15 protein-coding genes are annotated in these 15,929 nt (G+C 66.1%); 6 read left to right on the top strand and 9 right to left on the bottom strand.

Translation table 11 applies throughout. The features are described 5' to 3' along the window. Window positions 1-49: 49 nt before the first annotated feature. Genes ntrC through dusB form a run of 3 tightly spaced genes read right to left on the bottom strand, consistent with a single transcriptional unit; the run spans window position 50 to window position 3,550 of the window. Window positions 50-1,504, bottom strand: a complete 1,455-nt coding sequence (gene ntrC, locus C8J26_RS16420) for a nitrogen regulation protein NR(I) (protein WP_107959298.1) — start codon at window positions 1,502-1,504, stop codon at window positions 50-52. Continuing rightward, a complete protein-coding gene (locus C8J26_RS16415) occupies window positions 1,501-2,565 on the bottom strand; it encodes a two-component system sensor histidine kinase NtrB (protein WP_234422647.1) in 1,065 nt (354 codons plus the stop codon). Before C8J26_RS16415 ends, ntrC begins: the two co-directional genes overlap by 4 nt. Continuing rightward, window positions 2,552-3,550, bottom strand: coding sequence for a tRNA dihydrouridine synthase DusB (gene dusB, locus C8J26_RS16410; RefSeq protein WP_107959296.1), 999 nt, complete (start codon window positions 3,548-3,550; stop codon window positions 2,552-2,554). The genes C8J26_RS16415 and dusB overlap by 14 nt, the downstream gene beginning before the upstream one ends. 91 nt (window positions 3,551-3,641) lie before the next feature. On the opposite strand from dusB, the gene C8J26_RS16405 reads away from it, so the two are divergent. From C8J26_RS16405 to C8J26_RS16395, 3 genes are read left to right on the top strand one after another with little or no spacing between them, the layout of a single operon-like run. Next, window positions 3,642-4,805, top strand: coding sequence for a bifunctional 2-C-methyl-D-erythritol 4-phosphate cytidylyltransferase/2-C-methyl-D-erythritol 2,4-cyclodiphosphate synthase (locus C8J26_RS16405; RefSeq protein ID WP_107959295.1), 1,164 nt, complete (start codon window positions 3,642-3,644; stop codon window positions 4,803-4,805). Beyond that, a complete protein-coding gene (locus C8J26_RS16400) occupies window positions 4,802-5,326 on the top strand; it encodes a hypothetical protein (protein WP_056415024.1) in 525 nt (174 codons plus the stop codon). The genes C8J26_RS16405 and C8J26_RS16400 overlap by 4 nt, the downstream gene beginning before the upstream one ends. After that, a complete protein-coding gene (locus C8J26_RS16395; protein ID WP_107959294.1) occupies window positions 5,326-5,841 on the top strand; it encodes a CinA family protein in 516 nt (171 codons plus the stop codon). Before C8J26_RS16400 ends, C8J26_RS16395 begins: the two co-directional genes overlap by 1 nt. On the opposite strand, the gene C8J26_RS16390 is transcribed toward C8J26_RS16395, so the two are convergent. Both C8J26_RS16390 and lipA read right to left on the bottom strand, forming a co-directional pair. After that, the gene (locus tag C8J26_RS16390; protein WP_056415018.1) at window positions 5,787-6,260 is read right to left on the bottom strand and encodes a type II toxin-antitoxin system RatA family toxin; all 474 of its coding nucleotides are present in this window, start codon (window positions 6,258-6,260) and stop codon (window positions 5,787-5,789) included. The two genes, C8J26_RS16395 and C8J26_RS16390, sit on opposite strands and share 55 nt — an antisense overlap. Continuing rightward, entirely contained in the window at window positions 6,260-7,186 is a 927-nt protein-coding gene (gene lipA / locus C8J26_RS16385) for a lipoyl synthase (RefSeq protein ID WP_056415016.1), read from the bottom strand. Before lipA ends, C8J26_RS16390 begins: the two co-directional genes overlap by 1 nt. A gap of 179 nt (window positions 7,187-7,365) precedes the next feature. Between lipA and C8J26_RS16380 the strand changes: the two genes are divergently transcribed. Further along, window positions 7,366-8,007 carry a carbonic anhydrase gene (locus tag C8J26_RS16380; RefSeq protein ID WP_234422885.1) on the top strand — a complete coding sequence of 214 codons (642 nt, stop codon included), beginning with the start codon at window positions 7,366-7,368 and terminating at the stop codon, window positions 8,005-8,007. Window positions 8,008-8,011: 4 nt separating this feature from the next. Here C8J26_RS16380 and C8J26_RS16375 read toward each other — a convergent pair whose 3' ends face one another. Together C8J26_RS16375 and aspS are read right to left on the bottom strand one after the other, a co-directional pair. After that, window positions 8,012-8,788: a polyphosphate kinase 2 family protein gene (locus C8J26_RS16375; protein ID WP_107959293.1), complete on the bottom strand. Its 777-nt coding sequence runs from the start codon at window positions 8,786-8,788 to the stop codon at window positions 8,012-8,014. Between the two features lie 26 nt (window positions 8,789-8,814). Then, entirely contained in the window at window positions 8,815-10,638 is a 1,824-nt protein-coding gene (gene aspS / locus C8J26_RS16370) for an aspartate--tRNA ligase (RefSeq protein WP_208631429.1), read from the bottom strand. A 91-nt stretch (window positions 10,639-10,729) separates the two neighbouring features. On the opposite strand from aspS, the gene rnd reads away from it, so the two are divergent. Beyond that, window positions 10,730-11,905 (top strand): ribonuclease D, encoded by a 1,176-nt coding sequence (gene rnd, locus C8J26_RS16365; protein ID WP_055876012.1) that lies wholly within the window; start codon window positions 10,730-10,732, stop codon window positions 11,903-11,905. Further along, the gene (locus C8J26_RS16360; protein ID WP_107959292.1) at window positions 11,902-12,198 is read left to right on the top strand and encodes an I78 family peptidase inhibitor; all 297 of its coding nucleotides are present in this window, start codon (window positions 11,902-11,904) and stop codon (window positions 12,196-12,198) included. The genes rnd and C8J26_RS16360 overlap by 4 nt, the downstream gene beginning before the upstream one ends. Window positions 12,199-12,252: 54 nt before the next feature. Here the strand turns inward: C8J26_RS16360 and C8J26_RS16355 are convergent, their stop codons facing one another. After that, window positions 12,253-13,764 carry a Ppx/GppA family phosphatase gene (locus C8J26_RS16355; RefSeq protein ID WP_107959291.1) on the bottom strand — a complete coding sequence of 504 codons (1,512 nt, stop codon included), beginning with the start codon at window positions 13,762-13,764 and terminating at the stop codon, window positions 12,253-12,255. Next, window positions 13,761-15,926 (bottom strand): RNA degradosome polyphosphate kinase, encoded by a 2,166-nt coding sequence (locus tag C8J26_RS16350; protein ID WP_107959290.1) that lies wholly within the window; start codon window positions 15,924-15,926, stop codon window positions 13,761-13,763. The genes C8J26_RS16355 and C8J26_RS16350 overlap by 4 nt, the downstream gene beginning before the upstream one ends. Window positions 15,927-15,929: the final 3 nt, after the last annotated feature.

Genomic DNA, 15,929 nt, shown 5'->3' with positions numbered 1-15,929 from the left:
TGCCCCGATACAACGTCAACCGTTGCCGGGAAACCACATAATGACAGAATTAGCGTCGTTCTCGTTCTTCCGCGCGATCACCGTCTAGCGCGGTGCCGCCGATATCGATGCCCAGCGTATCCAGTCGCTTGCGCAGCGTGTTGCGGTTGATCCCCATCGCGCGCGCGGCGCGGAGCTGGTTCTGGCCGTGGCGCGCCAGCATCGCCTCGATCAGCGGGCGTTCGACCTCGCCGATGACGCGGTCGTACAGCGTGCCGTCGTCGAGCGCGGCGGGATTGTCGCGCGCGATCCGTTCGATCATCGCGCGGACCGCATGGCCGATCTCGATATCGACCGGTTCGCCGATGATCGCCTGCGTCCCGATCATCGCCCGGATCGCGTCGGCGCCGATCACCTCGTCGCGCGCGAGCACCGCCAGCCGTCGCATCAGATTCTCGAGTTCGCGGACGTTGCCTGGCCAGTCATGCGCGCCGAGTTCGGTGAGCGCGTCGCTGCCGAGTTGCCGACGTGGCAGCCCCTGGATCGCGGCATGGTCGAGGAAATGCCGCGCGAGCAGCGCAATGTCCTGGCGCCGCTCACGCAACGCCGGCAGCGCGATTGGCACGACGTTGAGACGGTAGAACAAGTCTTCGCGAAACTGCCCCGCCGCGACCTGCGCGTTCAGATCGCGATTGGTCGCGGCGACGATGCGGACGTCGACGCGGATCGTCCGCGCACCACCCACGCTGGTGAATTCGCCCGACTGGAGCACGCGGAGGAGCCGGGTCTGCGCCTCCATCGGCATGTCGCCGATCTCGTCGAGAAACAACGTGCCGCCCGCCGCCTGTTCGAAACGACCTGCGTTACGCGTCGCGGCGCCGGTGAATGCGCCGCGCTCATGCCCGAACAGGTCGGCCTCGATCAGTTCGCGCGGGATCGCGGCCATGTTGATGGCGACGAACGGCGCGGCATTGCGCGGCCCCAGATCATGGATCGCGCGCGCGACGAGTTCCTTGCCGGTACCCGATTCGCCCGAGATCAGCACGGTCAGGTCGTTCGAAACGACGCGCGCGATGATCCGGTACACGTCCTGCATCGCCGCCGACCGGCCGATCAGCGGCAAGGCCCGATCCTCGTCGGCGAGCGCATCCTCGCCAATCATCCCGCCGCGCGCGAGCGCACCGGCGACCGCGCGGGTCAGCACGTCGAGGTCGAACGGCTTGGGCAGATATTCATACGCGCCGACCTCGGCCGCGCGGACCGCGGTGGTCAGCGTGTTCTGCGCAGACAGGACGATGATCGGCAGCAGCGGAAAGCGCGCGGCAACGCTGCGGACGTGATCGATCCCGTCGCCATCGGGCAGGACGACGTCGGTGACGATCACGTCGGGAAGCGAGACGGCCAGGGCGCGTTCGAGCTGCGCAATGCTGTCCGCCGAGGTGACGTCATGCCCGGCACGGCGCAACGCCTGCGCGACGACGGTGCGGATCGCGGCATCGTCGTCGACGACCAGGACCGTGCTCATGACGCGGCTCGCGGGAGCAGCAGGCGCAGGACGGTCATTTCGGGCGTACCTTCTCTGGCGTATTGGACGATTCCGCCCATGTCGCGGGTCAGCTTGTCAACAAGCGCGAGGCCCAGCCCCTGCCCTTCGCGACGGCCGGAGACGAACGGATCGAACAGGTGATCGGCGATGTCGGCAGGTGCACCCGGACCATTGTCGAAGATGCAGATCTCGATCGGCAGCGGCAGACGGGGTTTGCCGGGCCCCGCGCTGACGGTGATGCCGTGACGGTAGGCGGTGGTCAGGACGATGCGCGGTTCGCGTTCGTTTCGAACGGCTTCGCGCGCGTTCTTGAGCAGGTTTATGACGATCTGCAGCAGCGCATCGCGGTTGATCTGCGCGGGCGGCAGCGACGGATCGAAGCGCTCCTCGATCGAAATGCCGCGCGCGAACCCGGCAAGCGCAAGCCGGCGCGCATGGCCGAGCAGCGGATAGATATTCTCGCTGGCGAGCGGCAGCGGACGGGTATCGCTGAAATCCTGCATCCGGTCGATCAGCGCGGCGATCCGGTCGACCTCGGTCACGATCAGCGTCGTGAGTTCGCCCGCGCCGAGCAACTGCGCCGCACCGCGGATGCCCGACAGCGGGTTCTTGATTTCGTGCGCGAGCATGGCCGCGGCCCCGACGGCCGCCCTCGCTCCGGCTGCGCGGTCCGCGGAATGGCCGAGACGGCGCGAGGTTGCGGCGGCGTGAAGCGTGATCGCACGCCAGCCCGGATAATCGGCAATCTGCGTCTCGGCGAAGTCGACGCGGATCTTGACGCCGCGCGCGGTCGACATCTCGGTGTCGTACACCGCCAGGCCGTGACCGTCGCGGTTGCGGGGATCGTCGGGCGACGGGATGATCGCGTCGAGCGGCTGGCCGATCATGAGCCGCTCGGAGAGGTTCAGCAGTTGCTCGGCGAGCGCATTGGCGTGCGCAACGCGGTGGTCGGGATCGACGACGACGACCGCGACCGGCAGAGCGGAGAACAGTTCCGCAAAGCCAGGCCGCAGACGAGAACGCGCGTCAGGCGGCAGCAAGATCGCGCCAGGGAGCGTAGAACTCGGCCAGCATCGCCTTGACCTGCTTGGGATCGGGGATCTGGTTCACCTTGTTGCGGAACTCGGCCGAACCGGGGAGCCCCTTGGTGTACCAACCGATGTGCTTGCGCGCCATGTTGACCCCGGTCTCGGCCCCGTAATGCTCAAGCATCGCCTCGTAATGGCCGGCGATCGCATCATATTGCTCGGTGATCGACGGATCCTCGATGCGGCGGCCGGTGGCGAACCACTCCATCACCTGTCCCAGCACCCAGGGCCGGCCATAGGCGCCGCGACCGATCATCAGCCCGTCCGCGCCCGACTGGTCCATCGCCGCCTCGGCGTCCTCGATCGTGCAGATGTCGCCGTTTACGATCACCGGAACGCTCACCGCGTCCTTGACCTTGCGGACAAAGCCCCAGTCCGCATTGCCCTTGTACATCTGGTTGCGCGTGCGGCCATGAACAGTGATCAACTTGATGCCGAGGTCCTCGGCGATCCGCGCGAGATCGGGCGCGTTGAGGCTGTCGTGGCACCAGCCCATCCGCATTTTCAGAGTCACGGGGACGTCGACCGCCTTCACGGTCGCCTCAATGATCGCGCTGGCGAGCTTGGTGTCGCGCATCAGCGCCGACCCCGCATCGCCATTGACGACCTTGCGCACCGGACAGCCCATATTGATGTCGATGATTGCCGCGCCGCGATCCTGGCTGAGCTTGGCCGCCTCGCCCATCTCGTACGGCGTGCAGCCGATGAGCTGCATCGACACCGGTTCCTCGAGCCGGTCCCACGCCGCCTTCTGCAGCGACTGGCGCGTCTCGCGGATCGCCGCTTGGCTCGCGACCATTTCGGTCACGTTGAGGCCCGAGCCATAACGCCGCACCAGCGTGCGGAACGGCATGTCGGTGACGCCGGTCATCGGCGCGAGCACGACGGGGCTTTCGATCCGGACGGGACCGATCTGGATGGGGGTCAAGTTACGCATGAATGTGCCTGAAAAAGAGGCATCCCCCTACCCCACCCTGCGGTGTGCCGCAAGACTGGCGAGTGCCGGGATGAACCGCTAGGTCGCGGGGATGGCACACGGACAGCGTATCGTCGCGATCATCGTCGCCGCCGGAACCGGCGTGCGCGCCGGGGGCGCGGTTCCCAAGCAATATGCACGCATCGGCGGACGACCGATGATCGCCTATTCCCATGACGCGTTCGCCGCGCACCCGGCGATCGCCGAGACGATCGTCGTGGTGGCTGCCGGACAGCAGAGGATGGCGATCGAAGCACTCGACTGCGACGCGACGATCGTCGTCGGCGGTGCCACACGCCGCGAGTCGGTCGCGAACGGCGTCGCAGCGGCCGGCGAGGCGACTCACGTGCTGGTCCACGACGCGGCCCGCCCCTTCCTCTCTGCCGCCGTCATCGATTCGCTCGTCGCCGCCCTGAAGACCAGGGATGCGGCCATTCCCGTCCTCCCGGTGACCGACACGCTCGCGCGCGGCAGCGTCCTGCTCGGCGACATCGTGCCACGCTCGGACCTCAACCGCGTGCAGACTCCCCAGGCGTTTGCCGTCGAAGCCTTGCGCGCCGCCCATGCGGTCTGGCCCGCGGACGAAGAGGCGACCGACGACGCGCAGATGGTGCGACGGCTTGGCGTCGGCGTCGCGTTGGTGCAGGGCTCGGCGATGCTCGAGAAAGTCACCCACCCCGAAGATTTCGCGGCCGCCGAAGCGCGAGTCGCCGCCAATAGCTCGTACGAGACCCGCACTGCGATGGGCTTCGACGTCCACCGGCTCGAAACCGGCGAAGAGCTCTGGCTCTGCGGCATCCTGATCCCGCATGACAAGGGCCTGTCGGGTCATAGCGACGCCGACGTCGCGCTCCATGCGCTGACCGACGCGCTGCTCGGCACGATCGCGGCAGGCGATATCGGCACGCATTTCCCGCCGAGCGATCCGCAGTGGAAGGGCGCCGACTCGGGCCAGTTCCTCCAGCACGCGGCCAAGCTGATCGCCGAGAAGCGCGGCCGGATCGATTTCGTCGACCTCACGATCATGTGCGAGGCGCCCAAGATCGGCCCGCACCGCGCGGCGATGACCGCACGGATCGCCGACCTGCTCGGGCTCACGCTCGACCGAGTCAGCGTCAAGGCGACCACGACCGAGCGACTCGGCTTCACCGGACGCGGCGAGGGAATCGCCGCGCAGGCGGTCGCGACCGTCCGCGTCCCCGGTGCGCCGGCATGAAGATCACCGCCGCGTTCGTCGCGATCGCCCTCCTCGCCAGTCCCGCAGTGGCGCAACCACGCTGCATCACCGGCCCCGAGGCCGAATCGCTGACCTTGGTCGCGATGCCCGACATCATCCGCGAGACGGGCCGCGTCTGTGCCGCGCAGCTCCCCTCGGCCAGCCTGATCCGGCGCCAATCGAGCGCGCTGATCGGACGCTACGAGACCGAAGCCGAGCGCGCATGGCCGGCGGCGCGCGCAGCGATCGTTAAGCTCAGCGACCCTGCTGTCGATGCGCTGCTCGATTCGGACTTCGCGCGCCCGCTACTGACGACGTTGCTCGTGCCGCAGATCGTCGGCCGGATCGCGCTGCGCGATTGCGCGACGATCGACCGGCTCGTCACGCTGCTCGAACCGCTGCCCCCGCGCAACACGGCTGGGATCGTCGTCGAGACGCTACGCTACCTCAAATCGCAAAAGGCGCGCGGGGGTGCTATTTCGGTCGCCTCACTGCCTTTGTGCCCGGTGGAGACTCGCTGATGGATACCATCCTTCCCGCCGAACTGGTCGAAGCCGCGCGCAAGGTCATCGACCAGAACCGCGCGATCGGGCGCCGCGTCGCGGTCGCCGAGAGCTGCACCGGCGGGCTGGTCGCCGCGGCGCTCACCGAGATCCCCGGATCGTCGGACGTGTTCGAAGTCGGCTTCGTCACCTATTCGAACGACGCCAAGCTCGGCATGCTGAAGATCAGCTCGGACGTGCTCGACACGTTCGGCGCGGTGTCGATCGCGGTCGCCTGGAGCATGGCGCAGGCCGCGCTCAAACAGTCCGGCGCAGATATCGCCGTCGCGATCACCGGTGTCGCCGGCCCCGGTGGCGGATCGCTCAAGAAACCGGTCGGGACGGTCGTGTTCGGCCGCGCGGAAAAGGGCGGGGACCCGTCCGACGTCCATGCCGATCGCAAGGATTTCGGCGACCTGGGCCGTGGCGGAATCCGCCTTCAGGCCGCGCTGTGCGCGCTCGAACTCTTGCTGCCCGACGCATCAACGCCGTAAAGTTCGGCGGCGCGCGTCTCGAACGCGCCGATCATCTTGCGCAGCGCCGCGCCGAACACCTGCCCGGCGATCATCTCGAACATCCGGTTCTTGAACGCGAAGTCGACGGTGAAATCGACCGCGCAGCCCTGCGGCTCGGGCCGGAAATGCCACTCGTTGCGCAGATATTTGAGCGGACCATCGACATAATCGACGGTGAGTTCGCTCGGCCGGACCTTCTGGACGCGCGACGTGAACGTCTCGCGCAGGCCCTTGAAGCCGACGATCATGTCGGCGAGCGTCTCGGTTTCGCTGTTCGAGCGCACCCGCATTGCGCTGACCCAGGGCAGGAATTCGGCGTAGCGGCCGACATCGGCCACCAGGTCGAACATCTGCTCGGGCGTATACGGCAAATGACGCGTTTCCGAATGCTTCGGCATCAGATGCGCACGACGCCCAGCTTCGCGTCGCGATTGGCACGCAACTGCTCGAAATCGTCGCCGGCGTGATAGCTCGACCGGGTCAGCGGCGACGAGGCAACCAGCAGGAAGCCCTTCGCGCGCGCGATCGAGGCATAGGCGTCGAACGCCTTGGGCGGCACGAACTCGGCGACCTTCGCATGACGCGGCGTCGGCTGGAGATACTGGCCCATCGTCAGGAAATCGATGTCGGCGCAGCGCATGTCGTCCATCACCTGATGGATCTCAAGGCGCTCCTCGCCGAGCCCCAGCATCACGCCCGACTTGGTGAAGATCGACGGGTCGTGACGCTTCACGCTCTCCAGCAGCCGCAGCGACGCATAATAGCGCGCGCCCGGGCGTATCGTCGGATAGAGCCGCGGCACCGTCTCTAGGTTGTGGTTGTAGACGTCCGGGCGCGCCTCGACGATCGACTCGATCGCGGCCTGCGCCTTGTTGCGGAAGTCGGGCGTCAGGATCTCGATCGTCGTCGTGGGGTTCGACGCGCGGATCGCCTGGATGACCTTGACGAACTGCGACGCACCGCCATCGGGAAGATCGTCGCGATCGACCGAGGTGATGACGATGTGGTTGAGCCCCATCTGCGCGGCCGCATCGGCAACGTTCTGCGGCTCCATCCGGTCGACCGCGCGCGGCATGCCCGTCTTCACGTTGCAGAACGCGCACGCCCGCGTGCAGGTATCGCCGAGGATCATGACCGTCGCATGCTTCTTCGACCAGCATTCACCGATGTTAGGGCATGCCGCCTCTTCGCACACCGTCGTGAGGCTTTTGGATCGCATCAGCTCGCGGGTCTTTGCAAAGCCAGCGGAGGTCGGCGCCTTGACGCGGATCCAGTCGGGCTTGCGCGCACGAACCGGCGCAGCCATCGGGGTCATGTCGTTCATGGACGCCAGATAGCCCCGCCCTGCCCTTGAGACAATGGCAGCCGATCGCGTCGTCGGCTTGGAATCACCGTTCGCCGAGGATAAAAACTTCTCCGGGAACCAGTTGCAACATGACAAGTTTGTCATGTTGCAATGCAATCGTCCATGAAAGGCTAACCGTGCCCACTCACTTTCCGGAAATGATCGAAGGCTATCACCGCTTCAAGGACGGCCCCTGGGAGCAGCAGCGCGAGCGCTGGAAGGAGCTTCAGGACGGCCAGAGCCCGAAGGTGATGATCATCGCCTGCTCGGACAGCCGCGTCGAACCGGCGCAGATCTTCGATACGCTGCCCGGCGAAGTGTTCGTCGTCCGCAACGTCGCCAACCTGGTGCCGCCCTACGAGACCGGTGGCGGCCATCACGGCGTGTCGGCGGCGATCGAGTTCGCCGTCACGCAGCTGAAGGTCGAAGAGATCGTCGTGATGGGCCATGAGAAGTGCGGTGGCTGCAAGGCCGCGCTGACGCAGGCCTTTGCCGACGCGGACCATGGTGCCGGCGGTTTCGTGTCCGACTGGGTCAGCCTGCTCGACGGCGCGCGCGAGAAGGTCATCGCCAAGTATGGCGACAGCGACCAGGCCGGTCGCGAGATGGAACTCGAGTCCGTCCGCACCTCGATCGCCAATCTCCGCACCTTCCCGTTCGTCAGAAGGGCCGAGGCTGCCGGTACGCTGGCGCTCCGCGGCGCGTATTTCGGCATCGACAAGGGCCAGATGCTGCTGCTCAACGCGGACGACGAGTTCATCCAGGCCGATGCACCAGAGGCCAAATCCGCGAAAGCCTAACGGGTCAGCGAAGTCCTAACGCCTTCTCCGCCACGCGCTTGACCTTCGGGTCGAGCGGTGGCGGCACCATCGATACGCCGGCTTCGAGGCGGTCCGCGATCAGCGTCAGTGCTGCGATCCGGGCCGCCTTCTTGTCGTTGCCGTCGATGACGGTCCACGGCGCGGTCGCGGTATCGGTGCGCGCGAACATTTCCGCCATCGCCTCCAGATAGTCCTTCCGCCGCGATCGGTTGTGATAATCGTCGAGCCCGGTCTTCCAGTGCTTCCACGGATCGTCGAGCCGCGCCTTGAGGCGCCGGTCCTGTTCCTTCTGCGTCGTGTGGACGAACAGCTTGATCAGCGTCGTGCCGCTCTCGACCTGTTGCGCTTCGAACGCGTTGATCTCGTCATAGCCGTGGCGCCATTCGGCCTCGCTCGCAAACCCTTCGACGCGTTCCACCAGCACACGACCATACCAACTGCGATCGAACACCGCGATATGGCCGTCCGCCGGCAGACGGTTCCAGAAGCGCCACAGGAAATGATGCGCCTTCTCGTCCGCGGTGGGCGCCGAGATCGGCCACACCTTGTAGTTGCGGGGGTCCCATTCGGCGGACAGGCGCTGGATGATACCGCCCTTGCCCGCCGCGTCCCAACCCTCGAACATGACGATCGCGCGCGTACCGCCGACGATATGCGCGACTTGGATATGCTCCAGCCGCTTCTGGAGCGCAGCAAGGTCATGCTTGTACTTGCCGTCATACGAGTCGCCGGCTTCGTAGTCGTCGAGATGTATCGTCATGCGCTGCGCTCCGTCACTCGCTTCGATTATCCTGCGTTGGGTGCGACCGTCTTGGTCGCATCCTTCGGACCATCGACGGTCAGGCGGATGTTGAGTTCCTTCAGCTGCTTGGCGCTGACCGGGCTCGGCGCGCCCATCATCAGATCCTCGGCCTTCTGGTTCATCGGGAACAGCACGACTTCGCGGATGTTCGGCTCGCCCGCGAGCAGCATTACCATCCGGTCGATGCCGGGTGCCGAGCCGCCATGCGGGGGTGCGCCGACCTTGAACGCGTTGATCATGCCCGCAAAGTTCGTGTCGACATCGGCCTGCGTGTAGCCCGCGATCTCGAACGCCTTGTACATGATCTCCGGACGGTGGTTCCGGATCGCGCCCGATGACAGTTCGACGCCGTTGCAGACGATGTCGTACTGGTACGCCAGGATATCGAGCGGGTCCTTGTTTTCCAGCGCGTCCATCTCGCCCTGCGGCATCGAGAACGGGTTGTGGCTGAAATCGACCTTCTTGGCGTCCTCGTCATATTCGAACATCGGGAAGTCGACGATCCAGCAGAACTCGAACCGGTTCTCGTCGATCAGGCCGAGGTCCGCGCCGATCCGCGCACGCGCGGCACCGGCGAGCTTGGCGGCGGCGAGTTCCTTGCCGGCGGCAAAGAAGATGCCGTCGTTCGGGCCGAGGCCCATCTCAGCGATGAGTTTGCGGGTCGCTTCCTCGCCGTGGTTCTTGGCGATCGGACCGCCCAGCTCACCGTTCTTCTGCGTGATGTAGCCGAGACCCGCATGACCTTCGGCGCGCGCCCAGTCGTTCATGTCGGTAAAGAACTTGCGGCTCTTTTCGGCGGTGTTCGGTGCGGGGATCGCGCGGACGACGTCACCGCCCGCGACGATCCCGGCGAACAGCCCGAAGCCCGAATCGACGAAATGATGGCCGACGTCGTGGATCAGGATCGGGTTGCGCAGATCGGGCTTGTCGCTGCCGTATTTCAGCATCGATTCGCGGTAGGGGATCCGCTTGAACGGCAATGCCGAGACCTGACGTCCCTTACCCTGCCAGTCGGCGAACTCCTCGAACACGCCGTGGAGGACGGGCTCGATCGCGTTGAACACGTCGTCCTGCGTGACGAAGCTCATCTCGAAATCGAGCTGGTAGAACTCACCCGGCGAACGATCGGCGCGCGCGTCCTCGTCGCGGAAGCAGGGGGCGATCTGGAAATAGCGGTCGAAGCCCGCCACCATCAGCAGCTGCTTGAACATCTGCGGCGCCTGCGGCAGCGCGTAGAACTTGCCCGGGTGCACGCGGCTCGGCACCAGATAGTCGCGCGCGCCCTCCGGCGACGACGCGGTCAGGATCGGCGTCTGGAATTCGGTGAAGCCCTGATCGTTCATGCGGTTGCGCAGCGAGGTGATGACTTTCGAGCGCAGCATGATGTTCGCGTGGAGTCGCTCGCGACGCAGGTCGAGATAGCGATAGCGCAGGCGGATATCCTCGGGATATTCGGCCTCGCCTGCGACGGGCATCGGCAGCTCGCCGGCCATCGACTGGACGGTCGCGGCGGTCGCGCGGATCTCGATCCCGCCGGTCGGCAGGTTCGGGTTTACCGCCTCGGGCGCGCGTGCGGTGACCTTGCCGGTAATCGTGACGACGCTCTCGCTCTTCAGGCCTTCGATGACCTTGAAGACGGGGCCGGACACGTCGGTGACGATCTGCGTGATGCCGTAGTGATCGCGCAGATCGATGAAGACGAGGTCGCCATGATCGCGCTTCTTGTGGACCCAGCCCGACACGCGGACCTCCTCGCCGACCTGTTCAGGACGGAGGGCAGCGCAGTTATGGGTGCGATAGGCGTGCATGATGGGTCTTCTCGGACGATAAACAGGTGTCTCGCGCTTCCCTTCCTCACCCGCCTTTGTCAACCCGGACGACCCTCGCTATGGAAACGTCATGCATATCCACCCGCTTATCTCCGACAGTGCCACGCTCGCCAATCTGTGCGCGCGCATGGCCGACGCCGACTATGTGTGCGTCGACACCGAATTCATGCGCGAGAGCACCTATTACCCGGAGCTCTGCCTCATCCAGATCGCCGACGACAAGGAAGCCGCCGCGATCGACCCGATGGCGCCGGGCATCGACCTGAAGCCGCTGCTCGATCTGCTCGTCGAGAATCACGACGTGCTGAAGGTCGTCCATGCCGGTGGGCAGGATATCGAGATCGTCTACAACCTCACGGGCAAGACGCCCTTCCCGCTGTTCGACACACAGGTCGCGGCGATGGCACTCGGCCAGGGCGAACAGATCGGCTATTCGAACCTCGTCGACAGCTGGCTCGGCATCGCAGTCGACAAGGGCGCGCGGTTTACCGACTGGGCACGCCGCCCGCTCGATGCGCGGCAGATCGAATATGCGATCGGCGACGTGACGCATCTGTCGAAGATTTTCCCGAAGATGCTCGAGCGGCTCCGCAAGACCGGCCGCGGCGTGTGGCTCGACCAGGAGATGGAGCGGCTTGGCGATACCGCCAATTATGCGAACGATCCCGATCTGGCGTGGAAGCGAGTCCGGATCTCGGGGCGCAAGCCCGAGGTGCTCGGACGACTGAAGGCGCTCGCGCGGTGGCGCGAGCTCGAGGCGCAGGCGAAGGACCTGCCGCGCGGCCGGATCGTCAAGGACGAGACGCTCGGCGACATGGCGGGCCATCCACCCAAGAAGCAGGCCGATCTCGCCCGGGTGCGCGGCCTGTCGGCGAGCTGGGCGGGGAACGACATTGGCGGCCGGCTGATGGCGGCGATCGAGGGCGCGCAACCGCTCGGCGAGGACGAACTGCCGCCACGCGACGATCGCAAGCCCGGGCTCGGCAAGGAGGGGTCGCTGGTCGCGGACCTTCTCAAGCTGCTGCTGAAGATCCGCTCGCGAGACATTGACGTCGCGTCGAAATTGCTAGCGCGGACCGACGAGCTTGAGGCGCTGGCCGCTGGCGTGCGAGTCGGGTTGCCGATGCTCGAAGGCTGGCGGTTCGATCAGTTCGGCCGCGACGCGCTCGATCTGGTCGAAGGCCGCTTGGCCTTCGCGGTGATCGGCGGAAAGCTCAAGATGACGCGTACGGAGGATGCCGCATGAAGATCGTTCTGGTTGCCGCCCTGCTGGGGTCCGCGGCGTGCACGCCGGTCGAGATGCGCGGTGAGACCCCCGCTGCGGCTCCCACCGAAACCGCGTGCAATGCGGACTCGCTCGGCGATCTGGTCGGCAAGCGCGCGAGCGATGCGCGGGCCGATGTCATGCAGACGCGATCGGGCGCACGGACGTTGCGCTGGATCGCGCCAAACACCGCGACGACGAAGGATTTCCGCGTCGACCGGTTGAACGTCTATGTCGATGCCAAGGGCCGGATCGAACGCTTTACCTGCGCCTGAGGACGAGCCCCTAAATCCTCCCCCGCCAGGGGGAGGATTACTAGGGCACGACGCTTACGCGATCGTCAGCAGCGCCTTGCGGCCAAGCGCGGTGGCCAGCGCGTTATGCCGCCGTTCGACCGCTTCGCCATACAGCCCCTTGTCCTCGGGACGCAGCGTCAGCGTCAGCGTCAAGCCGTCATCAGTCAGCCGCGACCGCTGGAGCGGGCCGGCGAGCCCACCGCTCATCCGCTGGCCAAGTCGCATCGCAAGCCCCCACGCCGTCGCGCTTTTTATCGCAGCGGGTGACGCTAGCCGACCAACCGGATCGGCCGCCGCAAGATCGCCGCCAAGGCTCGCATAGAGCGCCTGTGCCAGCATGCCCCGCCCCGGCGCGTCGATCGCGACCCAGTTGCCGTGCAGCGCGACCTCGACCCCGCGTTCCGCGCGGAACTCCGGATTGGCGCGCCAGCCGACATCGGCGAGCAGGCAGGCGGTGTGCCGTATCCGCGCCATCGCCGCCGGTTCGCCGACGAACAGCGGTGCGATCCAGCGATCGAGCAGATCGCCATGCTCGGGAAAACGTCCAAGCAGCCGCCCTTCCTCGCGCGCGGCAACGATCAGCGGATCGAGCGTGCGGTCCGCGCGCTTCAGATCTTCGTAGAGCAGCCCTTCACGCAGGCCATAGGCGGAGACGATCGTCGTCCGGCTGCCGAGTTGCCGCATGAGCACGCCCAGCAGCGCCGCAGCGTCGGCAAGCGTTGCCGAACGGCCCGACGACAAACCCGGAATAGCCTTCAGCCGCGGCTTGGAGAGCTGCGGGATCGTGCGGCTGAGACGCGTGATCGTCGCGGCGGTCATCGAATATTGATGGATGATCGGTAGCGGATAGTCCGACAGCTCCATGTCGAGACGCGCCAGCGCACGCCACGATCCGCCGACGAGATATAGCGGAAGCCCCTGCCCGCGCGCAGTCCAGCCCGCCTCGCGAATGAGGCGGGCGACGAGCCGTTCAAGGACCTTGCCGCGTTTGGCGCGGATCGGACCTATGCGCAGCACACCGAGCGGAAACGAGACGCGATCCTCGATCTTCCCCTGCCGGACGCGGACAAGTTCGAGACTGCCGCCGCCGAGATCGCCGACGATGCCGTCGGCATCGGGGATCGCGGACAGCACGCCATAGCCCGCCGCACTGGCCTCCTGCTCGCCCGACAGAGTCTCGACCTTGAGGCCAAGATGTTCGGCTGTTGCAATGAGTTCGCCGCCATTCTTCGCATCGCGTACCGCCGCCGTCGCAACCGTGCGGAGCGTCGAGCATTCCATCTCGCGCGCGACGGCCGCAAACCGCGCCAGCGCAGTTCGCGCAGTCTTCAGCGCGGACTTCTCGATCGATCCGGTCGCAGCTAGCCCCCGACCGAGCCCGGCCAGTACCTTTTCGTTGAACCGGATCGCAGGGAGCCGCGGCGGGCCCTGATACACGACCAGGCGGATCGAGTTCGAGCCGATGTCGATGATCCCCGTACGCGGGTGATCATCGGTTTCGGCCTTGGGCGGCGCGTTGCCGAACAAGCGGTGCGCGACGCTCATCGTTTTCGACGGAGCGACAGGGTCGGCACGGCATTGCTGGTCGCAAGCGAGGCACCACGGCCGGAAAGCGACGGATTGGTCATGAAATACCGATGCAGGTTGAAGGGGCGGTCGCCGGGATCGACGCGATTATACTCGCCATCGGGTTGCAGTTCCCAGCTCTGCTCGTTGTCGATCAGGTTCGCGACCATCACCTGGTCGAGGATCTGGTCGTGGACGGTCGGGTTGAGGATCGGCAGCATATATTCGACTCGACGATCGAAGTTGCGCGGCATCCAGTCGGCCGACGAGATGAACAGCTTGGCGCCGTCGTTGGGCAGTGCCTTGCCGTTACCGAATGCCCAGATCCGGCTGTGCTCTAGAAAGCGCCCGATCACCGACTTGACGCGGATCGTCTCGGAAAGCCCGGGCACGCCGGGGCGCAGGCAACAGATGCCGCGGATGATGAGGTCGATCTCGACCCCGGCCCCGCTCGCCTCGTACAGCTTCTCGATCACCGCGGGGTCGACCAGCGAGTTCATCTTCGCCCAGACGCCCGCAGGTTTCCCCGCGCGCGCATTGGCGATCTCGACGTCGATCAGGTTCATCAGGTTCTGGCGCAGGTCGCGCGGCGAGAGGCTGACACGCGCCATGTCGGTTGGTTCGACATACCCTGTGATGTAGTTGAACATCTGCGCCGCATCACGCCCCACCGCCGCGTCCGCGGTGAAGAAGCTGAGGTCGGTATAGATCTTGGCCGTGACCGGGTGATAATTGCCCGTGCCGAAATGGCAGTAGGTGCGAAACGCGGAGCCCTCGCGGCGGACGACCAGCGACACCTTGGCGTGCGTCTTCCAGTCGATGAAGCCGTACACCACCTGCACGCCCGCACGCTCCAGCGCGGAGGCCCAGACCATGTTCTGCTCTTCGTCAAAGCGCGCCTTCAGCTCGACGACCGCGGTCACGGACTTGCCGGCTTCGGCCGCGGTGATGAGCGCGTTGATGACCGCGGGCTGCTTGCCGGCGCGGTAGAGCGTCTGCTTGATCGCGACGACATCGGGGTCGTTCGCTGCTTGTTTCAGGAAGGCGAGCACCACCTCGAACGTCTCGTACGGATGGTGGACGACGATGTCCTTGGCCTTGATCGCGGCAAAGCAATCGCCACCGAATTCGCGGATCCGCTCGGGGAAGCGCGGCGTGAACGGCGGGAATTTGAGATCGGGTCGATCCTCGTCCACCAGACCGTCGAGATCGACGATGCCGAGCAGGTTGCCGCTCTCGGTGATGATCGCATCCGCGCCGCCGAGTTCGTCTTTCAGGACGGCGGCGAGCACGTCGGGAATTCCGGTCTCGAGTTCCAGGCGGATCACGCGGCCACGGCGGCGGCGTTTGATCGCGTTGGCGAAGTAGCGGACGAGGTCCTCTGCCTCCTCCTCGATCTCCATGTCGCTGTCGCGCAGCACGCGAAAGCTCGCCGCGGCGAGCACGTCGTAGCCGGGGAACAGAACGGGGGCGAAGCGCTTGAGCAACGTCTCGATCGCGATGTAGCGCGCGGGTTCGCCGGGCAGGCGGACGAAGCGCGTCATCGTGTGCGGGAGCATCACCAGCTCGCGCACCGGCTCGTTATCCGAGATCCGGACGAGGTCGAAGATCACCGAAAGCCCGCGGTTCGGGATGAACGGGAAGGGATGCGCGGGGTCGAGCGCCTGCGGGGTCAGGATCGGGAAGATCTGATCGCGGAAGTGCGTTTCGAGCCACTCGTCGGCTTCGCCCTCGATCGCCTCGCGGCGCAGGACGAACAGCCCCGCCTCGTCGAGCAGCACGCGCAGGTCGCCCCACACCGCCTGCTGGCTCGCCATCAGCGCATCGGCCTCGCGGACGATCGCGGTCAGCTGCTGGCCTGCGGTTAGGCCGTCCGCAGACCGGCGGTCGACGTCCTGCGTCTGCTGGCCCTTCAGCCCGGCCACGCGGACCATGAAGAACTCGTCGAGGTTCGACCCCGAGATCGACAGGAAGCGGAGCCGCTCGAGCAGCGGATGCGCCGGGTTGCACGCCTCCTCCAGCACGCGACGGTTGAACGCCAGCCAGGAGAGTTCGCGGTTGAAGAACCGGTCGTTCGGCTCTGCGCCGATGGGATCGTCGTCGTCTTCCGCTTGGCGGACGATATGCGCTGGACGGTTCATCGG

The sequence above is a fragment of the Sphingomonas aurantiaca genome (assembly GCF_003050705.1).
Taxonomy (GTDB): Bacteria; Pseudomonadota; Alphaproteobacteria; order Sphingomonadales; family Sphingomonadaceae; genus Sphingomonas; species Sphingomonas aurantiaca.
This window is presented reverse-complemented; position numbering and strand designations above follow the sequence as displayed.

What these genes read in the sequence shown, in the direction of transcription:
- ntrC (WP_107959298.1), bottom strand. Translation starts at nt 1,504, where the DNA reads ATGAGCACGGTCCTGGTCGTCGACGACGATGCCGCGATCCGCACCGTC.
- dusB (WP_107959296.1), bottom strand. Translation starts at nt 3,550, where the DNA reads ATGCGTAACTTGACCCCCATCCAGATCGGTCCCGTCCGGATCGAAAGC.
- C8J26_RS16405 (WP_107959295.1), top strand. Translation starts at nt 3,642, where the DNA reads ATGGCACACGGACAGCGTATCGTCGCGATCATCGTCGCCGCCGGAACC.
- C8J26_RS16400 (WP_056415024.1), top strand. Translation starts at nt 4,802, where the DNA reads ATGAAGATCACCGCCGCGTTCGTCGCGATCGCCCTCCTCGCCAGTCCC.
- C8J26_RS16395 (WP_107959294.1), top strand. Translation starts at nt 5,326, where the DNA reads ATGGATACCATCCTTCCCGCCGAACTGGTCGAAGCCGCGCGCAAGGTC.
- C8J26_RS16390 (WP_056415018.1), bottom strand. Translation starts at nt 6,260, where the DNA reads ATGCCGAAGCATTCGGAAACGCGTCATTTGCCGTATACGCCCGAGCAG.
- lipA (WP_056415016.1), bottom strand. Translation starts at nt 7,186, where the DNA reads ATGAACGACATGACCCCGATGGCTGCGCCGGTTCGTGCGCGCAAGCCC.
- C8J26_RS16380 (WP_234422885.1), top strand. Translation starts at nt 7,366, where the DNA reads ATGATCGAAGGCTATCACCGCTTCAAGGACGGCCCCTGGGAGCAGCAG.
- C8J26_RS16375 (WP_107959293.1), bottom strand. Translation starts at nt 8,788, where the DNA reads ATGACGATACATCTCGACGACTACGAAGCCGGCGACTCGTATGACGGC.
- aspS (WP_208631429.1), bottom strand. Translation starts at nt 10,638, where the DNA reads ATGCACGCCTATCGCACCCATAACTGCGCTGCCCTCCGTCCTGAACAG.
- rnd (WP_055876012.1), top strand. Translation starts at nt 10,730, where the DNA reads ATGCATATCCACCCGCTTATCTCCGACAGTGCCACGCTCGCCAATCTG.
- C8J26_RS16360 (WP_107959292.1), top strand. Translation starts at nt 11,902, where the DNA reads ATGAAGATCGTTCTGGTTGCCGCCCTGCTGGGGTCCGCGGCGTGCACG.
- C8J26_RS16355 (WP_107959291.1), bottom strand. Translation starts at nt 13,764, where the DNA reads ATGAGCGTCGCGCACCGCTTGTTCGGCAACGCGCCGCCCAAGGCCGAA.
- C8J26_RS16350 (WP_107959290.1), bottom strand. Translation starts at nt 15,926, where the DNA reads ATGAACCGTCCAGCGCATATCGTCCGCCAAGCGGAAGACGACGACGAT.